This window comes from Streptomyces sp. NPDC046203 (assembly GCF_040646255.1).
Classification (GTDB): domain Bacteria; phylum Actinomycetota; class Actinomycetes; order Streptomycetales; family Streptomycetaceae; genus Streptomyces.
The window spans coordinates 75,974-84,914 of sequence record NZ_JBEYZX010000032.1 but is presented as its reverse complement, the minus strand read 5'-3'; the positions used below and the strand labels follow the sequence as shown (position 1 = coordinate 84,914).

Sequence of the window (8,941 nt, the reverse complement as noted above, 5' to 3'; positions counted from 1 at the left end):
GCCCGGTTACATTCCGAACCCGGAAGCTAAGCCTTTCAGCGCCGATGGTACTGCAGGGGGGACCCTGTGGGAGAGTAGGACGCCGCCGAACAATCATTGTGGGAAAGCCCCGCACCTTATGGTGCGGGGCTTTTCTGCGTTTACGGGCCAATACCGCGAAGACTCCCGATGGGGGAGCCCTTTACACACTGCGGTCAGAGACGGCCGGCGGCCTTCAAAGCCAGATAGGCGTCCGCGAGAGCAGGGGCGAGCGCGTCGGGAAGCGCGTCCACGACAGTGACACCGTGACGCTTCAGCTGCTCCGCCGTACGCAGCCGCTGAGCCTGGGACTGCGACGCCGCGGCAGCCTCGTACACGCCCTCGACCGTGCCGCGGGACGCTGCCATACGAGCGATGTGAGGATCGGCCGGAGAAGCCACCAGGACCGTATGGCGGCGGGTGAGCCGAGGCAGCACGGGCAGCAGCCCCTCCTCGACCGCGGCGGCGTCCAGACCGGTCAGCAGGACGATCAGTGAACGGCGCGGGGCACGGGACAGAGCGGTCGCCACGAGACCGCGGGCATCGGTCTCGACCAGCGAGGGTTCGAGCGTGGCCAGCGCGTCCGTGACCGCCGGCAGCACCTCGCGGGCGGAACGGCCCTGGACCTGGGCGCGCAGCCGGCGGTCGTACGCGACGAGATCCACCCGGTCGCCCGCCCGCGACGCCAGCGCGGTGAGGAGAAGCGCGGCATCCATCGCCGCGTCCAGACGCGGGACGTCGCCGACCCGGCCCGCGGACGTGCGGCCGGTGTCGAGGACGACGAGGAGATGACGGTCCCGCTCGGGGCGCCACGTACGGACGGCGACCGTCGACTGACGGGCGGTGGCCCGCCAGTCGATCGAGCGGGTGTCGTCGCCGGGGACGTACTCCCGGAGACTGTCGAACTCGGTGCCCTCACCCCGGCTCAGGACACTGGTACGGCCGTCCAGTTCACGCAGCCGCGCCAGCCGCGAGGGCAGATGCTTGCGGCTGGTGAAAGGCGGCAGGACACGGACCGACCACGGCACCTCGTGATGGCCCTGGCGGGCCGCCAGGCCCAGCGGGCCGTACGAGCGGACGGTGACGCGCTCCGCCCGGCGGTCGCCGCGACGCGTCGGGCGCAGGACCGTGGTGACCCGGCGGCCCTCGCCGGCGGGGACCGTCAGCTTTCGGCGGGCCGGGTCCTGGCCGGCACTCGGCGCCCAGGCGTCCCTGACCAGGGCACGGAGCCGGCGGCGCGAGGGATTGGTGACCGTGAGCTGGACGTCCGCACCGTCACCCAGTCGAACAGACGTATCACCGCTTCGGGTGAATCGGAGCGTTCGCACTGGCGCGGCCATCGCGTAGTCGCACAGAATTGCTACCGAGAGCGGGGCGTTCACCGCCAGCATCCCCGTCCAGCTGGGGGCGAGGATGCCGACGGGGAGCGATCCGAGGGCGGCGAGCAGGGCGGTTCGTCCGGTGAGGGCCATGGGGCGCCGTTCTCAGCGGGGGACGGGGACGTGGGCGAGGAGCGAAGTGAGGACGGAGTCCGCGGTGACTCCCTCCATCTCGGCCTCGGGCCGCAGATGGACGCGATGGCGCAGGGTGGGCAGAGCGAGGGCCTTCACATCGTCCGGGGTGACGTAGTCCCGGCCGGTCAGCCAGGCCCAGGCGCGGGACGTGGAGAGCAGGGCGGTGGCTCCTCGGGGGGAGACACCGAGGGCGAGCGAGGGGGATTCACGCGTGGTACGGCAGATATCGACGACATAGCCGGCTATCTCGGCCGAGACGGTCACCTTGGCGACGGCCTCCCGGGCGGCGGCCAGATCGGCGGGGCCGGCGACGGGGCGCAGACCGGCCGCCTTCAGGTCGCGGGGGTCGAAGCCCTGGGCGTGGCGGGTGAGGACGGCGATCTCGTCCTCGCGTGAGGGCAGCGGGACCGTCAGTTTCAGCAGGAAACGGTCGAGTTGGGCCTCGGGCAGCGGATAGGTGCCCTCGTACTCGACGGGGTTCTGCGTCGCGGCGACGAGGAACGGATCGGGCAGCGGACGGGGGACGCCGTCCACGGTGACCTGACGCTCCTCCATCGCCTCCAGGAGGGAGGACTGGGTCTTCGGGGGCGTCCGGTTGATCTCGTCGGCGAGGAGCAGATGGGTGAAGACCGGGCCGGGCTGGAAGGAGAACTCGGCGGTCCGGGTGTCGTAGACGAGCGAGCCGGTGATGTCGCTCGGCATCAGATCGGGGGTGAACTGCACGCGCTTGGTGTCGAGTTCGAGCGCCGAGGCGAGCGCCCGCACCAGAAGGGTCTTGGCGACGCCCGGGACTCCCTCCAGCAGGACGTGGCCCTTGCAGAGCAGGGCGACGACGAGACCGGTGACGGCGGGGTCCTGGCCGACCACGGCCTTCCCGATCTCGGTGCGCAGGGCCTCCAGCGAGGCACGGGCGGCGTCCGAGGTCGGCACGGTCTCGGGGGTCGGGGCGCTCATGAGGTGCGTACCTCTCTTTCGAGGGCGTCGAGTTGGTCCGCGAGGCGGATGAGGGCGGCGTCGTCGGCGGGAGCCGGGCCGAAGAGGAGGTCCCGGGGGTCGGCCGCGCCGGCCGGGAGCCGGGTGGAGAGGGCCGGGAGCAGCAGATCGGGGGAGTGGGCGTCCGTGGTGGGGACGCCGAGGAGCGGGGCGATCCGGGTGCGGGTCGCGGTCCGCAGGACGGTCGCCGCGCGGTCGCGGGCGTCGGCCTTGCGGTAGAGGCGGGCGCGGCCCTCGGTGGCCTCGGCGGCGCGGACGGCGACGGGAAGTCGTTCGGTCACCAGGGGGCCGAGACGGCGGCCGCGCCAGAGCGCGGAGAGCAGGGCCGCGAGGGCGAGCTGGAGGGTGGCCCACTGCCAGCCGGAGGGGATCAGCGCGAGGAAGGCCGCCATCGGGTCGTCGGGGCCGGCTTCGGAGTCGTCGGGCAGGTCGGTGAGCGAGGGGAGGTACCAGACGAGATGCGGGTGGGATCCGAGCAGGTGCAGGGCGAGGGAGGCATTGCCGTGCCGCGCGAGATGTTCGTTGGTGAAGAGGTCCGTCGAGCCGATCAGGACCGTGTCGCCGGCGCCCGGGCCGGGGAGGCGGACCAGGGTCGGCAGGCCCTTGGAGAGGTAGCAGGAGTCGGCGGTGGCCGTGCCGGTCCGGTAGCGGGTGCCGCCGAGGTCGGCGTCGCCGGCGCGGCGGGCGGCGGGCAGGTCGCAGCCGGGGTTCAGGGTGGTCACCGGGGTGCTCGTCCCGGCGACGATGCCGGGGGTGAGGGCGGAGAGGGCCGGGTCGTCCGGGCCGAGGAGGACGGTGCGGCCCGCCGAGCGGGTCGTCGCCTCGCGCAGCTCCGACAGTTGTTCCTCGGTGAGCAGGTCCGGGGCGGTGACCAGCAGCGTCGTGTCGGCGCCGGCGGCGGCGGTCGCCTCGGCGAGCGTGCCGGCCACGTCGACGGTGACACCGCCGGACCGGAGGAGTTCGGCGACGGCCCGGCTGCCCTCGGGGTCGGCGGAGCGCGGGTCGAGGCGCATGTGGTGATCGGCCGTGTGGGCCGTGGCGAAGAGGATGCCGCCGATCAGGAGCAGCACGGCGATCAGGACCGGGACCCGGGCGCGGGTCCACAGCAGGCGGGGGGAGAGCGAGGTCGAGGTGGGGCTCGTGGTGGTCCGGCTCATCGCGGCGCCTGGGTGAAGGAAGTGGAGGCGGCGGCGCCGTCGAGGGACGGCTTGGCCCGTTCCAGGGCGGTGTCCAGCTGTTCGACGCGGCGGTACGCGGCCTCGTCGGCGGTGCGGCCGCCGTATGTCACATCGTCGAAGGCGCGGGCGGCGGAGCGCAGGCCGTCGGCGTGGGCGGGCAGGGAGCGGCCGGCTTCGGCGGCCGCCTCGTCGGCGGTGCGGCCGGGGCGCGGGTCGAGCAGGGTGCGTTCCTCGAGGGAGCGGACGATGGCCCGCATGCGTTCCTGGACGGCCTGGTTCCACTGGCCGGCGGTGGCGTGGCGGGAGGCCGCGGAGCGGTGTTCGGCGGCCGTGCGGGCCTGTTCGCCGAAGAGGACGTCACCGCCCGAGGACGGCGAACGGCGGGGGGTGCCGAGCCGCCACCAGAGGGCGGCGGCCAGGGCGAGCACGATTACGACGACGGCCACGACGCCGACGATCCCGCCGGGGCCCGTCCCGGACACCGAGTCGAACAGGCCGCCGACCCACTCCCAGAAGCGGTCGAGCGCCCGCTGGAGGAAGCCGGGATCGTGCTCGTGGTACATCGGCTTGGACAGTTCCCGCTCGGCCGCCTCCTGGGCGGGGACGCGCGGGATGTCCACCGGTATTCCGCTTTTGGCCGTGCCCCCCGTGGCCGTCACGCCATCAGCCTCCGTAGCCGGGGAGGCCGGCCGCCCGGCCGAGTTCGATGTCCAGTGCCTCGCGGCGGATGCGCTGGTCGACGTAGAGGAGGACCGAGACGCCGGCGGTGATCGGGTAGACGATCGCGTTGGTGACGACGCCGCCGATGCCGGTGACGATCAGGAACGACCAGTCCTTCTCGATGCCGCTGGTGTCGAGATGGGCGAGGTTGTCGAGGGAGAGGGCCATCGCGAGGGTGGTGAAGGGGATCGCGAGGATCATTCCGACCAGGGCCATCAGCAGATTGGCGAGGACGGTGATGCCGAAGATGCGCCACCAGGTGCCCTGCACCAGCTTCGCCGAGCGCTTCATCGAGGCGAAGACGCCCTGCCGTTCCAGCATCAGGGCGGGCGAGGCGAGGCTGAAGCGGATCCACAGCCAGACGACGGCGAGGAGGGCGGCGAGGCTGCCCAGCGCGGTGAGGGCATCGCTGTCGAGGAGATAGCCGGGCAGTACGCCGACGGTCATGACGGCGAGGCCTATCAGCGGCACCAGCAGGCTCAGCCCGAGCAGCGGGAGCAGCCGCGGCCGGGCCTCCCGCCAGGCGGTGCCGAGGTCGATCGGCTTGCCGAGGACGGCACGGCTGATGACGACGGTGAGGAGGGCGGCGCTCAGCATTGTGGCGATCGCGGCGATCACGTAGGCCGGGACCATTCCGATGGCGCTGATCCGGAACGACTCGAGCGTGTGGTCAAGGGTCTCGGCGGGGGTCGCGTTCGGATCCAGCGGTTCCTGGGTCGGTACCAGATAGCGCTGGCAGAGGATCTGCGCGATCTGCATGACCGCCGCGACGGAGACGGTGACGGTGAGTACGGTCCGCCAGTAGCGGCGCAGGGTCGTCACGGCGCCGTCGAGGATGTCGCCCATCGTCAGCGGACGCAGCGCGATCACCCCCGGCTTCGCGATCGGGGGCACGTGCCACGGGCCCTGCGGCGGCACGCCGCCCCAGCCGGGACCGCCCTGCGGCGGGGCCGGGGGCGGGGTGCCGGGGGCGGCGGGCGGCTGCCACTGGCCGGCGGGCGGCTGGTTCGAGGACCACTGCGGGGTGGAACCGTTCGTGTCGCCGTCGGAGGAAGCGGACCCGGGCGAGGCCCAGCCCGGAGTGTCGTTCACGGTCGTCCACCTCGAGATTGGTCGCGGTGCCGGATCGCCGAGCCGGCTCTGTCACAGCGCCCGTCCGCCCGGCGGGGCGGCGGACCGGAGCCATCGTGCCACGCGCCGCCGTCACCCCGGGCGGCCCGGGCCCGTCCTGGGTGCCTTCTCCCGCTTCGGGACGCGTTCCCGGGTCCGGGCCGTGCGGGGGATGCGGTCGTCCGGGGCCGTCCTCTATACCGGTGGGCATGGCCACCGACCCGAGCGAGTACGAGAAGGCGATGCCGGCTGTCGAGGCCGCCATGCGGAGGCTCGAACGGGCCGTCGACAGGACCCGTGCCGGCTTCGGCGGGCGTCCCTACGGGGAAGTCCGGCGGGCGCTGGTGGCGGCGCTCGACGCCGAGGGAGCCGAGCGGATCCTGCCGGAGGTCGTCCACCGGCTCGCCGAGATGATCTCCGAGGAAGGAGCGGAAGGCTGAGGGGCCGGGCCTCCCATGGGCGTCGTGGGAGGCGCGGGGTACGGTGCAGGGCGGCACAGGGGGGCCACCGGGGGTGACTTCCGCACCCGGCATCGACACCCACGGACACCGGCGGTTCTCCGCCGGCCGTCACGGACGTCGCCGCTGGTCGGTGAGGTATCTCACCAGCCGCCAAGGGACTGATACGGAAATGGGATGATGTCGATATGAAGGGACGCGTTCTTGTCGTCGACGACGACACGGCACTCGCCGAGATGCTCGGGATCGTGCTGCGGGGTGAAGGTTTCGAGCCGTCGTTCGTCGCGGACGGAGACAAGGCGCTCGCCGCTTTCCGTGAGGCCAAGCCGGATCTGGTGCTGCTCGATCTGATGCTGCCCGGCCGGGACGGCATCGAGGTGTGCCGGCTGATCCGGGCCGAGTCCGGTGTACCGATCGTCATGCTCACGGCCAAGAGCGACACGGTCGACGTCGTCGTGGGCCTGGAGTCCGGGGCCGACGACTACATCGTCAAGCCGTTCAAGCCGAAGGAGCTCGTCGCCCGTATCCGGGCGCGGCTGCGGAGGTCGGAGGAGCCGGCGCCGGAGCAGCTGACCATCGGCGACCTCGTCATCGACGTGGCCGGTCACTCCGTGAAGCGCGACGGGCAGTCGATCGCCCTCACGCCGCTGGAGTTCGACCTGCTGGTCGCCCTGGCCCGCAAGCCGTGGCAGGTGTTCACCCGCGAGGTGCTCCTGGAGCAGGTGTGGGGCTACCGGCACGCCGCCGACACCCGTCTGGTGAACGTGCACGTCCAGCGGCTGCGCTCGAAGGTCGAGAAGGACCCCGAGCGCCCGGAGATCGTCGTGACCGTGCGCGGTGTCGGATACAAGGCAGGACCGAGCTGACATGAGCCAGGGCAGTACTGCTCCGGACAACGGGGACCGGGGGGTCCGTGCGGGGCGGGCTGCCGGACCGGAGTGGGGAGACCGGCCGTTCCGCCGCCTCCTCCAGGACGGGACGCCGGGCGCGCCCGTCTTCCGGCTGCTCGCCCGCTGGGTGCGCAGGCCGCTGCTGCCCGCCGTACGGCTGTGGCGGCGCAATCTCCAGGTGCGGGTGGTCGCGGGCACCCTCCTGATGTCGCTGGGCGTGGTGCTGCTGCTCGGCCTGGTCGTCATCGGCCAGGTCCGCAACGGCCTGCTCGACGCCAAGGAGAGGGCCGCGCAGAGCCAGGCCGCCGGCGGGTTCTCCGCCGCGCAGGACCGGGCCGCGACCACCCAGCCCCAGCCGGGCGGCGACCAGGACGACGGCGGCCGCGCCGGACCGTCGGTGAACTGGCGCTCCACGCTGGTCGAACAGCTCGCGAGCGGCGGCCAGAGCGCCTTCAACGTCGTCGCGCTCTCCCTGGAGACCGGGGAGACCGCGAGCCGCGGCGCCCGTGCCTCCGGCGAGGTCGACCCGACCACGAGCATCCCCGCCGATCTGCGGCACAACGTCGCCCAGGGCACCAACACCTTCCAGACGTACGCCCGTATCCACTACACCAGCGGCAAGGCCACCGAGCCGGGCCTGGTGGTCGGCAAGCGGCTCAACGACGCCGACGGCACCCCGTACGAGCTGTACTACCTCTTCCCGCTCAACCAGGAAGAGGACTCCCTCGACCTGGTCAAGGGCACCCTGGCGACCGCCGGGCTGTTCGTCGTCGCGCTGCTCGGCGCCATCGCGTGGCTGGTGGTGCGCCAGGTCGTCACCCCCGTGCGGATGGCCGCCGGGGTCGCCGAACGGCTGTCGGCCGGCCGGCTCCAGGAGCGGATGAAGGTCACCGGCGAGGACGACATCGCCCGCCTCGGCGAGGCGTTCAACAAGATGGCGCAGAACCTCCAGCTGAAGATCCAGCAGCTGGAGGAGCTGTCGCGGATGCAGCGGCGGTTCGTCTCCGACGTCTCGCACGAGCTGCGCACCCCGCTGACGACCGTGCGGATGGCTGCCGACGTCATCCACGAGGCACGGGTCGACTTCGACCCGGTCACCGCCCGCTCCGCCGAACTCCTCGGCGACCAGCTCGACCGGTTCGAGTCGCTGCTCGCCGATCTGCTGGAGATCAGCCGCTTCGACGCGGGCGCGGCATCCCTCGAAGCCGAGCCGATAGATCTGCGCCAGGTGGTGCGGCGGGTCATCGGCGGCGCCGAGCCGCTGGCCGAGCGCAAGGGCTGCCGCATCGTCGTCGTCGGCGACGAGCAGCCCGTGGTGGCCGAGGCGGACGCCCGCCGGGTCGAGCGGGTGCTGCGCAACCTGGTCGTGAACGCGGTCGAGCACGGCGAGGGCCGGGACGTGGTCGTCCGGCTCGCCGCCGCGGGCGGGGCCGTCGCCGTCGCCGTACGCGACTACGGCGTCGGTCTGAAGCCGGGCGAGGCGACCCGGGTCTTCAACCGCTTCTGGCGGGCCGACCCGGCCCGCGCGCGGACCACCGGCGGTACGGGCCTCGGCCTGTCCATCGCCGTCGAGGACGCGCGGCTGCACGGCGGCTGGCTCCAGGCGTGGGGCGAGCCGGGCGGCGGCTCGCAGTTCCGGCTGACGCTGCCGCGCACCGCCGACGAGCCGCTGCGCGGTTCGCCGGTACCACTGGAACCCGAGGACTCCCGGCGCAACCGGGAGCAGGCGGCCGCGGTCGGCACCGGCGGGTCCGGCGCCGGGGTGCCGGCCCAGTCCGGTGCGGGCCGCACGGGACTGTCCGTACCGCCGCGGCTGCCGTCGGTGCCTCGGCCGTCGGCCGACCCGACGGCCCTGCCGGGCAGCGGTGCCCGGGTGGTCGCACGGCCCGCGGGGGCGGACGACGAAGGCGAGGCGATGGCGCCGGCGCGCGCCGAGCGGGAGGACACGACAGGTGGGCGCTGACCTTCGAGGGAAGCGGAGGACCCGGGGGCGGGGACGGTCGGCGGGCGGCGGTGCCGTGGTGCTCGCGGCATGCGGCGCGCTGCTGGTGTCCGGCTGC

Annotated in this window: 8 protein-coding genes and 1 rRNA gene; 4 read left to right on the top strand and 5 right to left on the bottom strand. The window is 73.1% G+C overall.

The features are described from left to right. A 5S ribosomal RNA gene (rrf, locus tag ABZ990_RS21950) occupies window positions 1-91 on the top strand; the annotation flags it as partial. 103 nt (window positions 92-194) lie between these two features. Here rrf and ABZ990_RS21945 read toward each other — a convergent pair. The 5 genes from ABZ990_RS21945 to ABZ990_RS21925 are packed head-to-tail and all read right to left on the bottom strand — an operon-like array spanning window position 195 to window position 5,515. Continuing rightward, window positions 195-1,490 (bottom strand): DUF58 domain-containing protein, encoded by a 1,296-nt coding sequence (locus ABZ990_RS21945; protein ID WP_361233977.1) that lies wholly within the window; start codon window positions 1,488-1,490, stop codon window positions 195-197. A 12-nt stretch (window positions 1,491-1,502) separates the two neighbouring features. Beyond that, on the bottom strand, window positions 1,503-2,486 hold the full coding sequence (locus ABZ990_RS21940) for a MoxR family ATPase (RefSeq protein ID WP_361233974.1): 984 nt from the start codon (window positions 2,484-2,486) through the stop codon (window positions 1,503-1,505). Continuing rightward, the gene (locus ABZ990_RS21935; protein ID WP_361233971.1) at window positions 2,483-3,682 is read right to left on the bottom strand and encodes a DUF4350 domain-containing protein; all 1,200 of its coding nucleotides are present in this window, start codon (window positions 3,680-3,682) and stop codon (window positions 2,483-2,485) included. The genes ABZ990_RS21940 and ABZ990_RS21935 overlap by 4 nt, the downstream gene beginning before the upstream one ends. Beyond that, window positions 3,679-4,362: a DUF4129 domain-containing protein gene (locus tag ABZ990_RS21930; RefSeq protein ID WP_361233968.1), complete on the bottom strand. Its 684-nt coding sequence runs from the start codon at window positions 4,360-4,362 to the stop codon at window positions 3,679-3,681. Before ABZ990_RS21930 ends, ABZ990_RS21935 begins: the two co-directional genes overlap by 4 nt. Window positions 4,363-4,366: 4 nt before the next feature. After that, a complete protein-coding gene (locus ABZ990_RS21925; RefSeq protein ID WP_361233965.1) occupies window positions 4,367-5,515 on the bottom strand; it encodes a glycerophosphoryl diester phosphodiesterase membrane domain-containing protein in 1,149 nt (382 codons plus the stop codon). A gap of 227 nt (window positions 5,516-5,742) precedes the next feature. Here ABZ990_RS21925 and ABZ990_RS21920 point away from each other — a divergent pair, with 227 nt between their 5' ends. The 3 genes from ABZ990_RS21920 to mtrB all read left to right on the top strand — a co-directional run bounded on the left by ABZ990_RS21920 (window position 5,743) and on the right by mtrB (window position 8,844). Further along, on the top strand, window positions 5,743-5,973 hold the full coding sequence (locus tag ABZ990_RS21920; protein ID WP_361233963.1) for a hypothetical protein: 231 nt from the start codon (window positions 5,743-5,745) through the stop codon (window positions 5,971-5,973). 206 nt (window positions 5,974-6,179) lie between these two features. Then, window positions 6,180-6,857 (top strand): two-component system response regulator MtrA, encoded by a 678-nt coding sequence (gene mtrA, locus ABZ990_RS21915; RefSeq protein WP_010356958.1) that lies wholly within the window; start codon window positions 6,180-6,182, stop codon window positions 6,855-6,857. Window position 6,858: 1 nt separating this feature from the next. Next, window positions 6,859-8,844 carry an MtrAB system histidine kinase MtrB gene (gene mtrB / locus ABZ990_RS21910; RefSeq protein ID WP_361233959.1) on the top strand — a complete coding sequence of 662 codons (1,986 nt, stop codon included), beginning with the start codon at window positions 6,859-6,861 and terminating at the stop codon, window positions 8,842-8,844. Window positions 8,845-8,941 lie beyond the last annotated feature (97 nt).